This window comes from Streptomyces alfalfae, from assembly GCF_004127445.1.
Taxonomy (GTDB): domain Bacteria; phylum Actinomycetota; class Actinomycetes; order Streptomycetales; family Streptomycetaceae; genus Streptomyces; species Streptomyces alfalfae.
The window spans coordinates 1-16613 of record NZ_QEXM01000013.1 but is presented as its reverse complement, the minus strand read 5'-3'; the positions used below and the strand labels follow the sequence as shown (position 1 = coordinate 16613).

The following is a 16613-nucleotide window of genomic DNA, read 5'->3' as shown; positions in this document are numbered from 1 at the left end:
GTTGCAGTGAGGGATGAGATCCATCGTGCGGGCCGGCGCCGCCACCAGCATGACCGACGGCACTATGACCTCACCGAAGATCGTCTCCCCGCCACTGCGCCTGTTGTGGCCGCTGGTGCGCCGGACCTTCACACGCGCCACCGCCGGCCCCGCGTCGGCGGCCGCCTCGCCGTCCGTCTTTGCGGCCACCGATGCCTCACTGGAGGGGCAGACCGGCGTGCTCATCGGGCCCGGGGCCCGTCCAGCCCCCGTTTTCCGTGCCGCCGAAGGCCCCCGAACCATCGAGAAGGTCCTCGAACTCAGCCGACGGCTGGCGCCCCTGGACGGCTCTGGCCCATTTCGTGTGGCGGCTCACCGGCTGTGATGTCAGAGGCAGGTGGTGAGATGGCCGGGTTCGATCAGCCGCCTGGGCCAAGGGCTGCTTTCCTACTGACCTTGCATGCGTGATGTCGTCATGGTGGCTGGTGCCGGAGGCCGGTGCCGGTGAGGCAGCCGTTGAGGATGTCGGGGCGGTACTGGAGCTGGCGGAGGCCGCGTCGGACGGCGGTGTTCAGGTCGGCGGGGTCGGCGAAGGCGTGGTGGGCTGTGGTGGTGCGTCGTAGGACGGACCAGATGCCTTCGACCGGGTTGAGGTCGGGTGAGTAGGGCGGCAGTGGGGAGACGGTGAGCCAGTCGCGGTCGGCGATGTAGCGGCGCATGTCGGCGGAGAGATGGGTGTTGAGGTTGTCCCAGACCAGCACGATGGGGCCGCCGAGTTGTTGGTGGGCAGCCTGAATCAGGTGGCGGTAGTCCTTCCAGGAGAAGCTTTTGCGCCCGTCGGGCCGGGCGTCTGGGTAGGGCCGGTACATCAGTCGTGAGGGTTCGCCGGTTTTGTAGCAGGCCAGGGCGGCCACCGATAAGCGGCGGCGGGAGCGGCCCCGCACGCGGATCTCTGGGGTGTGGCCGCGGCGGGACCAGGTGCGGGTGGTCGGCGGCGTCATCAAGAATCCGGCTTCGTCCTCGAAGACGAGCCAGGCGTCGAGCACCGCCACGGTCCTTCCACGCTCGGCCAGGTCTCCTTCACCCAGCCGGCCACCAGGTTCTCGTCCCGCTCGATCGCCCGCCGGGCGGGGACCTGGCAACTCCAGTCGTGCCGCTTGAGCAGGGCGGCCACCCCTTGCACGGTGTAGCTCTTGTGGAAGCGGCGTCCGATCAGCGTCTTGATCCGCGACAGGGTCCAGGTCTGGTCCGGCCAGCCGTGTGCCACCGGCCCCTTGGCCAGCTCCCCCTCCAGCACGGCGAACAGTTCGTCGCCGAGCAGCGGCAGCGATGCCGGGCCCCTCGAGGCCAGGGCTCTCGGACCGTCCTGCGACCAGGCCCTGCGCCACCGCTGTGCCGACCGGACGCTGACCCGCAGGTCGTGAGCGATGATCGGGTTCTCGTCGCCCTGCCGGAACCGCTCGGCCGCCTCCATCCTCAACTTCTCGCGGAAGGATGGCCGTTCGTCGGTCAGCCCGCCCCCTTGTGCACACCTCATGCAGTCGGCATACCGCAGGGACCATGAGACGTCAGCCCTGACGACACCACGCTTTGAAGGTCAGTAACCACCTTGTTCTCGGGACCACCGATGCCCGGCCTGTCTGTCCGTGCTTGTGCCCCGGCCGGTGGCGGCCGACCTGGCGGGGGCCGCCTCTGCGCCCTTCAGTGTCCGCTGTTCGATGTCGATTACCTCATCTCCGAACGCGCAGAAATCTGTGGCGGTCACAGTAGACATTGGGTGGTGGTGTGGTTATGGTTTCTCTCGTAACCAAGAAGGACCGCAGGGCTCGGCAGAGATGAACTGCCGGGCAGCAGTACCCGCAGTTGCAGTTCGCAGGACGGTGCGGTGACGGAGTGTCGGAGCCAGAGCAGTTGCAGGATGGCGACGGGACTGGTGACCGGACCGGGCGGCCCGCAGTGATCAGGGGCCGCCGTGAGAAGTACCGCGGTACCCAGCAGTGAAGTCAGTGAGCAGTACCTCGGTGAAGGCGCCGGCTGCGGGCGCGCGCACCGGGAGGTTCGGCAGCGGGGTTCTAAGCCAGAGCAGACGCAGGACGGGCGACGGGGCTGGCTGCCGAAGTGGCGCTAGCGCAGGCCACCAGTAGTACAAGCAGTTTGCAAGATCAGAAGTGTGCAGTTCCCGTTTGGTAAGTGCTTGAACCAGAGGGAAGAGCGGAGGAACGAGGCACCATCAGGATCGCCCGGGCGGAAGTTTCGAGTCCGGGTACCGCAGGACATCGATAGTGAGGTGGTCTCCGGTCAAGCAACCGCGATCCCCGCACCCCCGACAGCATCCAGGTCGGGCACGCGGAAACAGAAGGCTGGCGCAGCATCAGGGCCGGCAGATGGTGTAGCAGTTCCTTCGGGGCCCGGATGCCAGTACGGCATCCGGGCCCCTCCATGTGCTCCACAGAGAGGTGCAATGACAGCAGACGACTCGTTCGGCCGTCTCGACGACGACAACTACCCGGCCTACACCATGGGCCGCGCAGCCGAGATGCTCGGCACCACCCAGAGCTTCCTGCGCGCCATCGGCGAAGCCCGCCTCATCACCCCGCTGCGTTCAGATGGCGGCCACCGCCGCTACTCCCGCTACCAGCTGCGCATCGCCGCCCGCGCCCGCGAACTCGTCGACCAGGGCACGCCGATCGAGGCCGCCTGCCGCATCATCGTCCTCGAGGACCAGCTCGAAGAGGCCCAGCGCATCAACGCCGAATACCGCCGGGCCGCCGAGACAGTCGGTCCGTCGGCAGCGGCCTGAAGGCGGTGCCAGCCCGCCGGTACCTCTACGGGGGGGGCGCTCCCGCATGAAGGAGCACCTCTGGTGACCGAGCATGCGGACGTGTCCCCGTCAGCTGTCGTGGCTCGGAAGTTCCCTTTCCCCGCGCCTTTGGCGTGGGGATCTCGCTGTGCTCTGCCGCAGGAACCAAGGCGATACCTCCGTCTCCCGCACGGCGCGGGTGAGGTAGCGCCTGCCCAAGACCGCGTGCGATGGTGAAAAAGCGGCGCGGGCCCCTGTGGCGTCCAACCTTTGAGGGCCCACGCGTCATGCGGTTGCGGGGTCCCTGGTCACAGCCAGGGACCCGCGCCGTACAGGAGTAGGGACTCCCGCACGAAACGCAGCGTCCACACACCAGCCGCCATGACGGCCGCCACGATGACGCAAGCTCCACGAACCCTCTGCCACCACGGACGCTGCTGCTTGGGTCGGTGTGACCGTCCCATCGGCACCTCCACTGTGCGCCCGGAAGGGCCGGGCGTCCCGGGCCGCGACTCTCGCGCCCGCGGGTGCTCGAGAGGCATTGCCACCAAGTTGGCGGACGGCCGACTTCCAGTGGACCACGGCCAGAGGTGGGACGAAATGGAGCAATCAAACCGGTGCGATAGTCGCACTATCGAAGGGGCTTTGCCCCTATCAAAGGGACATTGCCCCAGTCGGACCGGAGCCACGCCGCCGGAAGCGGAGGTCAAGGTCCTGCGGGCCCGCTCCCAACCGTTCTGCGTTCCGTCGTGATCTACGACAGTCGTACGCGCCGGTCCCGGGGGCGTGGCCTGGTCCGGCAGAGGAGTACGTCATGCCGAAGAACCAGTCCACCGCCACGCAGAGCGCCCGCCGGGCGAGCCAGAGCGGGGGCAAGCACACCGAAGCCCTGCGCCGCGCGGCGACCAACGACACGCCGCGCCCACCGCACGTCCTGCGGTTCCTGGCGAAGCGCTCCCTCTACCACCTGGTCGGCGGGATCGCGGCGGCCTGGGCATACAGCGGACAGCGGGTCCTGCTCCTGGAGGAAGCCGAGCACTACTGGCCCTGGACCATGCGGCCCCGCAGCCAGGGGCGCCGCAAGAAAGAGATCGAGCCGGCCGCCTGGCCGGAGCCGACGACCAGCACGCTGTGGTCCTCACCGGACGGCCCCGGCCTCCTGACCCGCCACAGAAGAATGACCTTCTGGTCACTGCTGTTTGAGCGCGGCCGAGGGTCGGTCTATGCGCGCTGGCGACCCATGCGCAGTGGCGATGGTGGTTGTCACATTCGTGGGCACAGCGGTGTCTTCATGCCAAACAGGCAAACGTCCAAGGAGAACACCATGGCGCTACGCGTCCCGAAGGCCCAGCTCCCCGCCGAGCTCCGGGAAAACCTGATCAAGCAGCTCGGTTCCGTGCCCGAGCCCAACGAGGTGCTGTGGAACAACCCCAAGCTCGCCGAGGACAACCAGGAGTTCGCAGCCAAGGTGGCCACCTGGGACGCGGCCGACGCGAGCTTCAAGACGTTCGCGCACATGGCCGTCGCGGCACAGGTGGGCTGCAGCTGGTGCCTCGACATCAACTACTTCGCGGCGCTGAACCAGAACCTGGACCTGGCCAAGGCGAGCCAGGTGCCGCGCTGGCGGGAGTCGGAGGTGTTCACGCCGTTGGAGCGGGAGGTAATGGAGTACGCCGAGGCCATGACGAACACGCCGACGACCGTCACCGATGAGCTGTCGGCGAGTCTGCTCGGCCGGCTCGGCCCGGCGGCGCTGGTCGAACTCACCGTGTTCATCGGCTTCGCCAACCTGGCGACCAGGTGCAACACGGCGCATGGGATCACCTCGCAGGGTTACTCCGATGCCTGCGAGATCCCGCTGGCCGGGCGTCCTCAGACGTCCGGCGTAGCGTGACCGAGGACCCGTTCGTCGCCCATCGCAGCCTGCTGTTCACGGTCGCCTACGAGATGCTCGGTTCCGCGGCCGACGCGGAGGACGTGCTGCAGGAGTCCTGGCTGCGGTGGGCAGGCGTCGACCAGTCGCGGGTGAGCGACGCGCGGGCGTACCTCGTCAGGACCGTCACGCGGCAGGCGCTCAACCGGCTGCGGACGTTGGCACGCAGCCGCGAGGACTATGTCGGCGAGTGGCTGCCGGACCCGTTGCTCACCAGCCCTGATGTCGCCGAGGACGTAGAGCTCGCGGAGAGCGTCTCGATCGCGATGCTGACCGTCCTGGAAACGCTCGGGCCCACCGAGCGGGCGGTGTTCGTGCTCCGCGAGGTCTTCGAGCTGCCGTACGGCGAGATCGCCGAGGCCATCGGGAAGTCCGCGGCCGCGGTGCGGCAGATCGCACGGCGAGCGCGCGAGCATGTGGCGGCCCGGCAGCCGCGGGTGCGGGTGAGCCGGTCGGAGCAGCAGGCCGTGGTGGAGCGGTTCCTGCTCGCGTTGCATACCGGGCAGTTGCAGCAACTTGTGGAGGTCATGGCGCCGGACGTGGTCCTGATCGCCGACGGTGGCGGGCTTGCGGCCGCCGCTCTGGCTCCGATCCACGGGGTAGAACTCGTGGCGCAGGTGCTCGCGCGCACGAACCGGGCGGAAGCGGCCCCGCTCGCGACGACGGCCGTGTGGCTCAACGGAGCACCTGCGGGCCGGATCGAGATCGACGGCGAGCTGGCCACGGCGGTGAGTCTCGCGGTGGAGAACGGGCAGATCACCCGGGTCTACTTGGTGAGGAACCCGCGGAAGCTGACGAGACTTGACGAACCGGTTGAACTCGCCAGGTAAGCCAACTGCCGCTCTGGCGTGGTGAGCGTTCCGGGTGAAACCGCCCGGAACACTCACCACCACGAGCCCGGCCGGAACTCGACGGCGGCCAGGTTCGAGGATCCAGGGCAGAAGCGGGATGGGCCCACGATCCGACAGAGATGTTCCCTGACCCTCGAAAGGCCCCACCGCCTGAGATGCGTGAGACCCCGCCAGGCCAGGTGAGCCCGGTGCACGAATCCTGACGGACCAGATCATCTGAGACGCCAGCCGAGTCGGCCTAGTACTCCAGTCAGTAATCGTTGCCTGAGCTGGTCGACCTCGTTGTTCCAGGCGTGGTGGGGATGGGTGAAGCTGGCCTGTGGGCTGGCGAGTTGGAGTCGGTTTTCGCCTGTGTGGCGGGCCGGTTCTCGCGGGTGGATCTTCGGTGGCTGGCTGAGTATGCAGGCCACCGCGTACCGGCCGACTTCCAGCATCTGCTGAACGGTGCCTCCTGGGACGCTGACGCGGTCCGGGATGATCTGCAGCAGTACGTGGCCGGGCGGCTCGGCACCCCGGACGGGGTACTGATCGTGGACGACACCGGCTTCATGAAGAAGGGCATCACCTCTGCCGGCGTGCAGCGGCAGTACTCGGGCACGGCCGGCCGCACCGAGAACTGCCAGATCGGGGTCTTCGCCGCGTATGCCTCCTCAAGGGGAAGGGCTCTGGTGGACCGGGAGCTATACCTGCCCAAGTCCTGGACCGCGGGGGCGGGCCGGTGCCGCGCAGCGAAAGTTCCTGACAGTCGTGGCTTCGCGGCCAAGGGAGAACTGGCCCGCGCGATGATCCTGCGGGCTCTTGCTTCGCCCCTTCCCATCGCCTGGGTGACGGGCGACTGCGCCTACGGACAGGAATGGCGCATGCGCCGAACCCTGGAGGAAGCCGGTGTCGGCTACGTCCTGGCCGTGCCGAAGTCACAGCAATTGCACGCTCCCTTCGGGCGTATCGACCAGGCCATCGCCGACGCTCCCGACGAGGCATGGGAACGACGTTCCTGCGGTGACGGTGCCAAAGGCCGTCCTGCGCCGACCAGGCGGACGGCGACATGCGCCCGGTGGGGCTGAATCCGGCCGACGGGAGCCAGAAGTGGGCCATCGACGAGGTATCCGCCGAAACACTGAACGCGGCGAGCCCAGGCACCGTGATCGTGGGCGGGTATGTGAGCAGTGAGGACAGCAGGGACGGGTCGGTCCTGCTCGACGCTGCGAGCAGCAAGCGCATCGAAACCTACGACGGGATCATGGCGGCCGACAGCTGCGACTGTGACGACCGCTCCACGACGATCTGCACCGGCGTGGACTCGGTGGTCGCCTACAACACCCAGACCTGCAAAGAGCGGTGGACACTACCCGACAAGTCGGGCAACCGGGTGGCCCCCGAGGTCACGCTGGTGCGCGCGGGCCTGGTCTACGTGCGATGTGCCGGTTTGGTGTCGGTGGTTGGGTGTCAGTGACGGCACGTCAGAACTGGGCGTTTTCGCTGGTGGGGTGTTGAGGAAGGGCGGGATCACTGCCGTGGGGCGGTGCGTGCGGCGGCCGCGGCTGTCACGGGGCGGTACACCCCGCTCCACTCCACTGTCTTGAGAACGGCACTTCTGATCCTTTTTGGGCTGCGCGGCTGCACCGTGGTGGGTGTTGGTGTCCGCGGGCGGAAGGGTGTGGGGTGGGAGAGCCGGGCGCGTGGGGTGAGGTCACGGCGGGGTTGAGGGTGTCCAGGCCGGTGCTGGTTGCCCGGCTGCTGGAGCTGGATGCGGCCGGGGCGTTGACGACGGCACATGTGCGTGCGGGCGCCCAGGTCGGCGGGGTGAATGTGCGCACGGTGTGGCGCTGGCTGGATGCGGCGCGGACGGAGGGCCGTGTCGAGCGCAGGCCGCGGGCCCGGCTGGAGTTGTCCGACCAGATGTGGGAGGCACTGGCTCAGGCGGGCGGGAACGTTGCGGCGCTGCACCGGCATCTGAAGGCGGCCGGGGGCGAGGTGCCCTCCCTGGCGTCGTTGCACCGGGTGGTGCGCCGGGACCTTCAGGCCGGCAGGGTCCTGCCGGACCGCGCGGTGGCGCGGCGGGAGCGGGATGAGCAGCAAACGCGGCAGGCACTGGCTGACCTCGCCCTGGCCGGACCGAGTGAGGCAGGCACGGCGAAAGTGGCTGCGCGCCGGCTGCCGCGTCTCGTACCAGAGGCGACCAGCGGCTTGCCGGTGGGGGAGAGCGGTGCGCTGGCGGGTGTGGCGTTGCCGGCGGGCGCGCGGCTGGTGCGGACGTCGTGGGTGCGGGCGGTGGCCGAGGCGGTCGGGCAGGCGATGGCGACCCAGGGCGCGGCGTGTGTGTTCGGCGACCCGGGCCGGGGCAAGACCGCGGCCGTGCGGATGGCGCTTGGCGAAGTGCCCCCGGGCTGGAAGGTGACGTGGGTGCCGGTACCGGTGCGCCCGTCGGTGGCCGGCATGAGGCGTGCGGTATTCGACGCGCTGCCGCTGCCGGGCCGCTTCCCGCACACGTCGGCGCTGGCCGACGCCGCGGTCACGGGGGCCTTGAGTGAGGCGCGGGTGCTGGTGGTCGACGAGGCACAGCGCCTGCCCGTGCCGTGCCTGGAGTACCTGCAGAGCCTGTGGGACCACCCCGGCACCCGGATCATGCTGGTGCTGGTCGGGGCGGGCAGCGAGCGGGCGTTGTCCCGGCTGCCGCAGCTGGCATCGCGGGTGGTGGCGTGGCAGGAGGTTCCACGCTTGACCGGAGCGGAAGTGGCGAGTGTGGTGACCGGCTTCCATCCGCTGTGGCGCACCGCCCCGGCCCCGGACCTGACGTGGATCGACCACTCGTGCGCGCACGGCACGTTCCGCACGTGGGCCGCTTTGACTGCGCACCTGCAGAACGCGCTGCTCACCACCGCTGATGCATCCATCGATCGGGCCTTGCTGAGGCGGCTGTTTAAGCGGGTCGCGCCGCCACTGTGAACGGAGCGCTCCTGCAAGAGACGGGAGGGCGATCGCCTGCTCCCCGGCCACCGGCAAGCACATGACGTCCCACCCGCGTGAGGGGAGCTGACATGAAGGACGGCGACGCCATCCGCCCAGACGGCGGACTGCCTGCGGCGTCGAGGACGGCGCTGCGCGGTCCGGCCGTGCGGCGGCTGCTCGCACTGCGGGCAGGGAAGAAGCTGACAGCAGTCCATGTACGGGTGGCCGCGGACGCGCTTGGAGTGTCGGAGCGCACGGTGTGGCGCTGGCTGGCCACCGCTCAGAGCGATGAGACCGCGGCCGCCAACCCCGGCGCACGCTCCCGGGTCGATGCAAGGTTCACGGTCACGCCCGAGGTCCGTGGGCTGTTGGCGCTGTGGAAGGGGAACGTGCGGGCGGTCCACCGCGAACTGGTTCTGCGTGCTGCCAGGCAGTCTTCGCCTGCAGGCGCACCGTCGCTGACGACGCTGCACCGGGCGATCCGCCGTGATCTCACGCCGGGGGAGCGGGCCGGACTTGCGGGAGGGGAACGGGCGGCGCGCAAGCACGACGTGTTCCTGGCCCGGCCGCGGGGCTGGCGCAACCAGGTGTGGGAGACCGACCACATGCAGGCCCCGGTGCTGGTCGACGTCGACGGCAAGGCCCGCAGGCCGTGGATCACGTGGTTCACCGACTGCGCGACCAACGCGATCACCGGTGTCGCGGTCACGCCGGTGCATCCGTCGCGGGAGTCGGTGCTGGCCGCGCTGCGCTCCGCGGTCCTGCGTGAGGACCCCTACGGCCCGTTCGGCGGCCTGCCCGAGAAAGTGCGGGTGGACCGCGGCAAGGACTTCCTGTCCCGGACGGTGACCGCAGCGTTCGATCTCCTCGACGTGACGGTGGAGGACCTGCCTGCCTACACCCCTCACCTCAAGGGCACCGTGGAGGGCCTGAACCGGGCGGTGGAGAGCATGTTCCTGGCCGCGCTGCCCGGCTACGCCCGCCAGCCGCGCCCCGGCAAACGCTCCTCCCGTCCGAAGGACGAAGTCCTGCTCAGCTTCGAGGACTTCACCACCCAGCTTCTGGCCTGGACGCTCTGGTGGAACACCGAGCACCGCCCGGCGCCGTTGCGAGGCAAGACTCCGCTTCAGGCATGGCAGGACGATCCCACCCCGCTGCGGGACGTGCCGGCCGCGGATCTGTGGACGTTCACCCTGGAGGACACCGGCACCCGCACGCTGACCACCCGCGGCATCCGCTTCAAAAGGCGCGACTATGTGGGGCCGTGGATGACCGGCCAGGCCGGGATCCAGGTCCGTATCCGCTTCATGCCCCACCACGACCACCGCATCGAGGTCTACCACGCCGCCACCGGCCGCTATCTGGGCCCCGCGGACCTGGCCGACCAGGCCACCGACGAACAGATCAGCGCCGTACGAAGGGCGCGGTCCGCTCGCGCACGCCGCCTGAAGAAGGACCTGGAGACCTCACAGCGCGAGCGCTACGCCGCTGCCACCCAGCCCGAGGCACCTCAGCGGCTCGGCGCGCTGACCACCGCGCAGGCCGAGGCAGAACTCGCCCAGGCTGCCGACACCGACCTCGCGCAGCTCGCGATGCCAGACCTCATCCCGCCCGCCGCGCCCCCGGCCGACTGGCGCACCCCGGCTTCCCTGGCCGCGCTGACCACGCCAGGCCCGCCCATCCGGTACCCGTACGGCCGTGACGGTGCTTCCGCCCCGGACGGCCGCCACCGGCGGGCCGCACCTCCCACCACCGATGAAGACGGAGACGCCTCGTGACCGCGGCCACCTACCAGTACGTCGACCTGCCCGACGCATCCGTGGTCACCACCCGCGCCCTGCTCACCGCCCGGGAGAACATCACCGACACGGTCGCCGCCCGCGCGATGATGTGCATCCATGGCGGCGCCGGCTTCGGCAAGACCCTCGCCGTCAACACCTGCCTGCGCGCACTCGAACCGCACGAGGACGTCCGCAAGATCACCTTCCGTGCCCGGCCCACCGCCCGCGCGGTGCGCTACGAACTGTTCACCGCGCTCGACCTGGCCGGCGAGCCACCGCGTCACCCCAGCGAGTTCGACCGTCTGCTGAAGACGGCCCTGGCCGAACGCCCCCGTACCTTCCTCGTCGACGAAGCACAGTGGCTCAACGGGGAGGCGTTCGAGTACTTCCGCTACCTGTGGGACGAGCCCTCCACCCAGCTGGCGATCATCTTCGTCGGCGGTGAGGGCTGCCACACCGTGCTGCGCCGCGAACCGATGCTCTCTTCCCGCATCTTCATCTGGCAGCACTTCACCCGCCTCACCCCCGACGAGGTCCTCGACGTCATCCCTCTGTTCCACCCGGTCTGGGCCGATGCCGACCCCGAGGACATCACCTTCGCCGACCAGCATGCCGCGCACGGCAACTTCCGCGCCTGGGCCCAGCTGACCGCGCACACCCGCACCGCCCTGGCACGCACCGGCCGTCCCCGCGTGGATCAGGAGCTGCTGCGCTGGGCCTTCAGCCGCCTTGGCTGACCACCACACCGCCATGTTTCCCGCCGCGCGGCCGCCGTCCGTCATCGTGGTCATCGACCGCGATGACGACGTCATCCACATCCACACCGCCCTGGCCGCCCACCATCCGCCGTCCGGCCGGATCACGCTGCCCCCCGGCCCAGGCACCACCAGCGAGACCGGCCTCGCCCACGACCTTCTCGCCGCCCTAGGCAAACCGCCCCTGCTCACCGGGCGCTTCCCCGCCGGGCGTCAGCCCGCCTGGGAAGCCGCTGCCGCCTGGATGACCGCCCTGCCCGTCACCCGGCTGACCGTCCTGCGCGCCCACCGCCTCACCACCCGCCGCACAATTCGCCTCCTGGAGCTGCGTGCCCTCACCGGTATCCACCTGACCCTGGTCTGCCACCGCCCCCCACCTTCCCGCCGCCCTGCACCAGGCCCTGCAGACGGCCGACTACTCCCTCACCACCGACCTCGACGCAGCCCGCCGCCACTACCACGGCACACCGGTCACCGAACCCCCACTCGCAGACGAGCCCGCCGGGCCGACCGGCCGGTGGCTCACCCTGCCCGCACTGGAACGCCTCGTCTCCTACGACAGCCCCCGCCCCTGCGCCGACCCGTGCGGGCCACCGCCGATCGCCTGGCGGCACCGCCCACCGCCCGCTCCTCTCACCGCGCCCACCGCCCAGCGAGTCGCCCACCGGCTGCACGCGGCGACCGCACATCCTCGCCTGGCCGCGGCCGTCGCCGCCGCGCTGTTCACCGGCGCCTCCCTCCAGCAACTCGCCACCGCCCGCCCCCGCGACTACGACACTGCCGCGGCCACGCTCGCCCTGCACGACCGCGCCCGCTACACCGACGGCTGCGCCGCCTACCCCGTGCCGCCCTGGGCAGGCGTCTTCCTGCGGGCTGCGGCCTGCTTCACCCGGCTCCTCTCCGGCGAGGACCAGGAGCTGCTCGCCGCGCCAGGTGACCGCGGGCACCTACTGCGCATGGCAGAGACGGCCAGACTGCGCCCGCCCCAGCCGCCAACAGCCCGCCGCAAAGGCCCGGTCGGATGTGTGGAGTGGGACTGGCGCGAGCGGCAGGAAGCCGAGAGGTACGAAGCGATACCGGCCAGGCGCGCCAGGCCGTCGCGACGCTGACCACCCTGCAGTGCTCGCTCGATGGGCCAGGCTCAGCCGATCGAGAAGTCGGCGAACTCGACGTCGCTGAAAGCCACGTGCAGGCCGTGGGCGCGGCGGCCCCACTCGCGAAAGTAGGCGTGTCCCAGCGCACGGGCGAGTATCACCGTCTGCTGCTGCTCGCCTGCGCCGGCATCCCGGGCGGCGAACAGTTCCCGGGCTACTTCTCCCGGCAGGTCCTGGGTGATCCATCGCACCCGCGGGTCGTCCGAGGACCCCGCAGGAGCCGCGAATCCGAATCGCGCACGGGTATGGAAGACGAAGCCCTCCGCCTCTGCCTGGGCACGCCGACGGGCCCGTACCCGGGGCTGCCACCGAGCCAGAACCGCTTCCTCGATCGCCCGGACCTGCATCGGACCCGGCGGACGACGTGCCTCGGCTCTCTTTGACACCCACCGCTGCACAGTGCGCTGCGAGACCCCCAGCATCGTGGCCACCTTCCGGGTGGAACCCCGGTTCCTCGCCAGCAGAAAACGTAGGCGGGCGTCAGTGCTTGAGGGAATGGGCCGGGTGCGCAACGCGCGCTCCAGTCCCTGCTCGATCTGTCCCATGTCCGCCCCCCAAGCGACCAGCCCGCACGGCTGGCGCCCCCACAGTCCGTAGCGTCAGTTCTCCCGCATCGCCCGGGCCCTGCCTGCCAGTTTCTGCATTCTCGGGACAGCGCCGGATGATGCAGGCTACGCGCCCCTAACCGTGATGCTCCTGACCATCGCCGAACGCTACGCCGAGGGCCGTATTGACGACCTTCTCGACGCATACCACCTCGCAGGCGTGACTCCGGCCGCACCGAGAGAGCGTCTGCGGGCGATCGTGGTGGGGCTCACGGTCGTCCTGGTGATGGCTGGCGCAGCGTTCCTCGGCCTGCCCGACGCAGCTCTCATCCCTCTGCTGCCGGTCGTGGTCCTCTTCGTCGCGGTCGTCGTCAACCGTGGGCGGATGCCAACCGCGGGGCAGCTCACCGATCTGATCATCCCCCGGTGAGGCGGAAGACCTCGAGGAGCAGCGCCCTGTCCTGAAGCCCGGCGGGGAGCTGATCCACGGTGCCTCCTTCGGAAGATCGATGAAGACCGTGGCCGGACCTCAGCCGATGAGTGAGCGGAGCACGGGGACGCTGACACCGGCTGCGGTCAGACCGGCCAGAACGGCAGCGGCCACGGCACCTCCGCTGAGGAAGGTGAGCCCTCCGACGACCAGGCCGATGACGACCGCGATCAGAAGGACGACGGCCGTGTGGATCGTCAGGAACGGGGCCGGCCCTTGCGGCGTCGGCGCGGGCGAACTCACTATTTCTCCCCAGAGGTTGATGATGTGACGTCCGCTCGTAAGTGCCCGTCCGAGCCCCACCCCACGGCCTGATTTCCCGGCTCCGAGGGCCCCAAAAGAATCTTGGAAAAGTCCGTGGGGTGGCCGCGGGGGGCGCACTTACAAGGGGTCGTCTCGGCGCCGGCCGCGGCGGCCCGGGAGCTTGCGAGTGGGCTGGCGCGGTTGGTGGCGAGCCGTCCCCTTGCACAGCTAAAGGGGGCGGAGACGACAACCGGAAGGGGAGGGCATGCAGGGCGACGGCGCGGGTGAGGAAGTCGCGGCCGCGCGCGCCCGCAACCTACAACCTAACGACGGCCCGCACGACGCGCAGCGGCTGCTCGGTGCCCCGGTCACCCCGCAGGACGTGCGTGCCATGAACGGCCGCCAGGCCAAAACCGCCCGGCGGCTGCAAGAGAACATCGACCGCCGGCTGGCCGACGGACGCCTGGTGGCCCTGCTCGAACAGGACGGCTTCACCGGCCCGCGCTACGACCTGTTCGTGGAAGAACTCGTCCGCTACGGGATCTCTGTCCTGCGCGGCTGGATGCACTCCGGCTACATCTTCGACCTGGTCGCCCAGCGCGGCTTCAATCTCAGCCCCCACGAACTCGATCTGGAGGACCTTGCCGCCGACAGCGACCTGCGCGAGGAACTGGCCACCATGACCATCGCCCGAGCCCTGCCGCGCTTCCGCCAGCAGGCCCTGGTTGACAAGGGATGGACCCCCGAAGGCGGAGCAAGCATCACCACCTACTTCATGGGGGCGTGCGCCTACGACTTCCCCAACGAGTTCCGCCGCCACAGGGCTAGCGAGGCCCGCCAGCACCGCGCCCTACGCCGGGAGAAGGAGCTCTACAGCCCACCCGTCAGCACACTCAGCGTCGCCCAGGAGGTCCTGGGCAACCTGAGCGTCCTGGACGAACTGGGGGAGATCACCGACCCGCGCGTCCAAGCCATCGTCGCGCTGACCCTGGACGGCTACTCACAAGACGAAATCCGCGAGCTGGTCGACGCCACGACTGTCCGAGCCGTCGAAGGCTCGCTCTACCGCTGGAGAACCAAAGCCAAGCAGAAGAGGAAGGGGGACCGTGATGACTAGCCGAGACGACGAATTCACCGCACTGCTCAACGCGTCATCGCTAGGCACTGACGCGGCACGACGCCTCCGGGAGCGGACCCCGCAGAGCACCGCCCAAGCCATCCGCGCCATCACCCATCTGCGCAACACCATCGTCCACAAAACCAACCCAGTATCGGAGCAGGACGTCACTGAGGTCCTCACCGCGCTCGACTCCTTGACCAGCGACGACACCGGCCTGCGCAGGCTGCGTGACGCTATGGCCCGCCTTCATGCCCATGAAGGGACTGAAGCGATCGACGACCTGCCCGAGGCTATGGAAGCCCTCAGCCTCTTGCCCTTGGACGGACTCGACGCCGCTACGTCGCAGAAACTACGAGCGGCTCTCAGGGTCGTTGCCACGCGCCTGGCAGCACAGGCCGCGCCCGTCCTCCTCACCGTCGCTGAGACGGCTTCGATCATGCGGGTGTCGAAAATGACGATCTACCGCTTGGTGCAGAGCGGACACCTGCCGTCCATCCGCTCCGGCCCCTCCGGCCGGTCCTTTCGCATTCCCGAAGCCGCTGTACACGAGTACCTGCGCACGTCATTCATGGGAGCGCCGGTCAACCCGCCGCAGTGATCATGCTAGTACTGCAACGGTGCTTGCCGTGACTGGTGGCCAGGTTGGTCGTTGGTGTGGTTATGGGTGGGGACCTTGCTGATGTCAGGTTGTGGGCGGGCGAACTGGAAGCTGTGCATGGGCGGTTCGTGCACCGTTTCAGCAGGTCGGAGCCGCGGGAGTCCGCACTGGCTTATATGCGGGGCCTGATCGCTCCGCTGCAGCGGAAAAACGGCTGGACGCTGGCGGAAGAAGCCGGCCACGCAGGCCCGGACCGCATCCACCGGATGCTGAACCGGATCGATTGGGACGCTGACGAGGTGCTCGACGATGTGCGTCAGTACGTGGTCGACAACCTCGGCGACCCCGGCGCCGTCCTGGTCGTGGACGACACGGGCTTCCTGAAGAAGGGCACGCAGTCGGCAGGGGTGCAGCGGCAGTACTCCGGAACCGCCGGGCGAACGGAGAACTGCCAGGTCGGCGTCTTCCTCGCCTATGCCACCGACCGCGGGCGGACGCTGATCGACCGGCGTCTGTATCTGCCCACCTCCTGGACCGACGACCGCGAAAGATGCCACGGGGCCGGCATCGGCGACGAGGTCGCCTTCGAGACCAAGGTGGCCATGGCCAAGGCGATGGTCCGCCGCGCGATCGCGGACAAGATCCCGTTTCGGTGGGTGACCGCGGATGCCGCCTACGGGTTCAGCAAAGGTTGGCGCTCCGAGCTGGAGCGGGCGGACGTCTTCCACGTCATGGCGACCACCCGGCACGACACCGTGGTCACCCGCTGGGCCATCGACCATCCCGTCCACGACCTGTTCAACGGCCTTGCCCGGCAGAAATGGAAACGTCGTTCCTGCGGCAACGGGGCTCACGGCCTGCGAATCTATGACTGGGCACGCGTCGAGGTGCGACCGTGGCACCGGCCCGACCGCCGCCACTGGGTGATCGCCCGCCGCAGCATCGCCCGACCGCAGGAGATCTCCTACTACATCGCCTACTGCCCCGCCGGAACCACGCTGGATGACCTGATCCGCATCGCGGGCAGCCGGTGGGCCATCGAGGAGTGCTTCCAGAGCGCCAAGCAGGAATGCGGACTGGATGACTACCAAGTCCGCCGCTATCCCGGGTGGCACCGCCACATCACCCTCGCCATGGCCGCCCGTGCCTGCCTGACCGTCCTGCGAGCCCGAGAGCTGGACGCAGGGAAAGCAGAAACGGATCCTCCCAGCTCATCCACCTCAGCCTCGCCGAGGTACGACGGCTGATCACCCGCCTCACCAACCGCCGGCCCACACCCGTCGAGCACATCCTGCACTGGTCGACCTGGCGCCGACGACGACAGCACCAGGCCCGCACCAGTCACTACAAACAACGCGGACACATCCCCTGACCTGGCCACCAGTCACGGCAAGCACCGTTGCAGTACTAGGGCG

14 protein-coding genes and 2 pseudogenes are annotated in these 16613 nt (G+C 69.3%); 13 read left to right on the top strand and 3 right to left on the bottom strand.

Features of this window, described 5'->3' with window-relative positions:
* Positions 1 to 34: 34 nt before the first annotated feature.
* Positions 35 to 364: pseudogene (locus DCW30_RS37250) on the top strand (SDR family NAD(P)-dependent oxidoreductase); the annotation flags it as partial.
* A gap of 88 nt (positions 365 to 452) precedes the next feature.
* Here the strand turns inward: DCW30_RS37250 and DCW30_RS38185 are convergent.
* Positions 453 to 1516 (bottom strand): IS630 family transposase gene (locus DCW30_RS38185; protein ID WP_422125967.1). Its coding sequence is split into 2 segments (ribosomal slippage): positions 453 to 1070 and positions 1073 to 1516, totalling 1062 coding nucleotides; the frame shifts between segments, so codons are not numbered across the junction.
* Between the two features lie 924 nt (positions 1517 to 2440).
* Here DCW30_RS38185 and DCW30_RS03990 point away from each other — a divergent pair.
* The 8 genes and pseudogenes from DCW30_RS03990 (at position 2441) to DCW30_RS03950 (ending at position 11030) form a co-directional block, all read left to right on the top strand.
* Complete coding sequence (locus DCW30_RS03990; protein ID WP_076681612.1) at positions 2441 to 2779, top strand: MerR family transcriptional regulator; 339 nt, start codon at positions 2441 to 2443, stop codon at positions 2777 to 2779.
* Positions 2780 to 4103: 1324 nt separating this feature from the next.
* Positions 4104 to 4673 carry a carboxymuconolactone decarboxylase family protein gene (locus DCW30_RS03980; RefSeq protein WP_076688321.1) on the top strand — a complete coding sequence of 190 codons (570 nt, stop codon included), beginning with the start codon at positions 4104 to 4106 and terminating at the stop codon, positions 4671 to 4673.
* A complete protein-coding gene (locus DCW30_RS03975) occupies positions 4670 to 5542 on the top strand; it encodes an RNA polymerase sigma-70 factor (protein ID WP_076681611.1) in 873 nt (290 codons plus the stop codon). The genes DCW30_RS03980 and DCW30_RS03975 overlap by 4 nt, the downstream gene beginning before the upstream one ends.
* Before the next feature lie 323 nt (positions 5543 to 5865).
* A pseudogene (locus tag DCW30_RS03970) lies at positions 5866 to 6579 on the top strand (IS701 family transposase); the annotation flags it as partial.
* 38 nt (positions 6580 to 6617) lie between these two features.
* A complete protein-coding gene (locus tag DCW30_RS03965) occupies positions 6618 to 7016 on the top strand; it encodes a hypothetical protein (protein ID WP_206740252.1) in 399 nt (132 codons plus the stop codon).
* A gap of 266 nt (positions 7017 to 7282) precedes the next feature.
* Positions 7283 to 8509, top strand: a complete 1227-nt coding sequence (locus DCW30_RS03960) for an AAA family ATPase (protein WP_237283265.1) — start codon at positions 7283 to 7285, stop codon at positions 8507 to 8509.
* Between the two features lie 167 nt (positions 8510 to 8676).
* A complete protein-coding gene (locus tag DCW30_RS03955; protein WP_418347327.1) occupies positions 8677 to 10290 on the top strand; it encodes a Mu transposase C-terminal domain-containing protein in 1614 nt (537 codons plus the stop codon).
* Positions 10287 to 11030, top strand: a complete 744-nt coding sequence (locus DCW30_RS03950; protein ID WP_076681598.1) for an AAA family ATPase — start codon at positions 10287 to 10289, stop codon at positions 11028 to 11030. Before DCW30_RS03955 ends, DCW30_RS03950 begins: the two co-directional genes overlap by 4 nt.
* Positions 11031 to 12189: 1159 nt before the next feature.
* On the opposite strand, the gene tpg is transcribed toward DCW30_RS03950, so the two are convergent.
* A complete protein-coding gene (tpg, locus tag DCW30_RS03940) occupies positions 12190 to 12747 on the bottom strand; it encodes a telomere-protecting terminal protein Tpg (protein WP_076681595.1) in 558 nt (185 codons plus the stop codon).
* 145 nt (positions 12748 to 12892) lie between these two features.
* Between tpg and DCW30_RS03935 the strand changes: the two genes are divergently transcribed.
* Positions 12893 to 13177 carry a hypothetical protein gene (locus tag DCW30_RS03935; RefSeq protein WP_237283264.1) on the top strand — a complete coding sequence of 95 codons (285 nt, stop codon included), beginning with the start codon at positions 12893 to 12895 and terminating at the stop codon, positions 13175 to 13177.
* A 99-nt stretch (positions 13178 to 13276) separates the two neighbouring features.
* On the opposite strand, the gene DCW30_RS03930 is transcribed toward DCW30_RS03935, so the two are convergent.
* Complete coding sequence (locus DCW30_RS03930) at positions 13277 to 13480, bottom strand: hypothetical protein (RefSeq protein WP_076681586.1); 204 nt, start codon at positions 13478 to 13480, stop codon at positions 13277 to 13279.
* A gap of 265 nt (positions 13481 to 13745) precedes the next feature.
* Here DCW30_RS03930 and DCW30_RS03925 point away from each other — a divergent pair, with 265 nt between their 5' ends.
* The 3 genes from DCW30_RS03925 to DCW30_RS03915 all read left to right on the top strand — a co-directional run bounded on the left by DCW30_RS03925 (position 13746) and on the right by DCW30_RS03915 (position 16445).
* Complete coding sequence (locus tag DCW30_RS03925; protein WP_076681583.1) at positions 13746 to 14597, top strand: hypothetical protein; 852 nt, start codon at positions 13746 to 13748, stop codon at positions 14595 to 14597.
* Positions 14598 to 14982: 385 nt separating this feature from the next.
* Positions 14983 to 15198: a helix-turn-helix domain-containing protein gene (locus DCW30_RS37240; protein ID WP_055470006.1), complete on the top strand. Its 216-nt coding sequence runs from the start codon at positions 14983 to 14985 to the stop codon at positions 15196 to 15198.
* 62 nt (positions 15199 to 15260) lie between these two features.
* The gene (locus tag DCW30_RS03915; RefSeq protein WP_076688319.1) at positions 15261 to 16445 is read left to right on the top strand and encodes an IS701 family transposase; all 1185 of its coding nucleotides are present in this window, start codon (positions 15261 to 15263) and stop codon (positions 16443 to 16445) included.
* The last annotated feature ends 168 nt before the right edge of the window (positions 16446 to 16613 follow it).